Source organism: Mesorhizobium sp. M7A.F.Ca.US.006.01.1.1 (assembly GCF_003997935.1).
Taxonomy (GTDB): domain Bacteria; phylum Pseudomonadota; class Alphaproteobacteria; order Rhizobiales; family Rhizobiaceae; genus Mesorhizobium.
This window is the reverse complement of record NZ_RZQL01000486.1, coordinates 1-1,244: the sequence shown is the minus strand read 5'-3', so window position 1 is coordinate 1,244 and position 1,244 is coordinate 1. Positions and strand designations below refer to the sequence as shown.

Here is a 1,244-nt window from a genome sequence, read left to right as displayed (position 1 = left end):
AAACTGAAGGATCGCCGCGCTTCAGATCGACCTTGGCACGTTCGGGGTCGCCTCCCGCGCGCGAAACAGGTCCACCAGAAAATCGATGAAGGCCCTAGTCTTGGGCGACACGCCGCTGGAATGCGGGAATACCGCAAAAAGCGCGGTGTCGGCCTCGGTCGGGCTTACCTGATAGTCCGTCAAAACCGTCTGCATGGTGCCGAGCTGTAGTGCCGTTCGCACCATGTATTCCTGAAGCAGGACGAGCCCGAGCCCGGATAGCGCTGCCGATAGCAGAACCGATCCGCTGCTCGAACGCAGATTTCCCGATACCGGAATGTCGACCCGGTTGTCGCCCTTCACGAACTTCCACGTATTGCCGTAATAGTTCGCCTTGAATACGAGGCAATTATGCCGTGCAAGGTCGGACGGGCTTTCCGGAATGCCGTGCTTGCGGAAATAGGAAGGGCTGCCGCAAACGACGCGGTGGCTGGGGCTCAGCCGCTTGGCGATGAAACTGGAATCCTCGAGATGTCCGAGCCACACCGCCACGTCGATATTGTTGGCGACCAGATCGAGCCGCTCGTCCGTCAGCGACACGTCGATGGTCAAGTTCGGGTGATTCTCCAGAAAGCGGGGCAGGGCCGGCACGATCAACGTGGTGCCAGTCGAGATTCGTAGCGTCACCCGCAACAGGCCCTTGACGCTTTGCTGGAACGACGCGGCATCCCGCTTGGCGGAGTTCAGCTCCTGAACGATTTCCCGCGCCCTGCCGTAGAAGATCTGGCCGGCTTCCGTAAGCGATTGCTGACGCGTCGTCCTATTGAGCAGCCGCACACCCAACTCGTCCTCGAGCGCCTTGATGTGCCGGGCGACGGTACTGACGGAAGAATCGGCTTTGCGTGCCGCCTCGGAGAAACTGCCGGATTCGGCGACGGATATGAATGCGCGGATGCTTGAAAGTTCGTCCATTTCTCAAACCATGAATGAAATGCGCCGCTTGCGCGGCAGGAAGACTGGAAACGCGGTGTCGGGCTGTCGGAACCGCGACGGAACCCGCCAGAACGGAGAGGTCCGCGTCAGAATGTTTCCGATTGCCTTCCTGCGGTACAGTTTCGACAATTCATCGGGCGATGACAAGGTGCACCCGGCATGGCGCGGCGGCCGCCCGCCTGCGGGGCTTTCGTCCCCCGGGTCGGGGCGCGAAGGGGCAGGACATATGGCATCCCAACGAATTGGCGGGGATTCGAGGCCGGCGGGGGCGG

The 1,244-nt window shown here is 61.3% G+C and carries 1 protein-coding gene; it reads right to left on the bottom strand.

Annotated features, from left to right (window positions below; translation table 11 throughout):
* Positions 1-21: 21 nt before the first annotated feature.
* On the bottom strand, positions 22-951 hold the full coding sequence (locus EN943_RS37060; RefSeq protein WP_127416617.1) for a LysR family transcriptional regulator: 930 nt from the start codon (positions 949-951) through the stop codon (positions 22-24).
* Positions 952-1,244 lie beyond the last annotated feature (293 nt).

What these genes read in the sequence shown, in the direction of transcription:
- EN943_RS37060 (WP_127416617.1), bottom strand. Translation starts at nt 951, where the DNA reads ATGGACGAACTTTCAAGCATCCGCGCATTCATATCCGTCGCCGAATCC.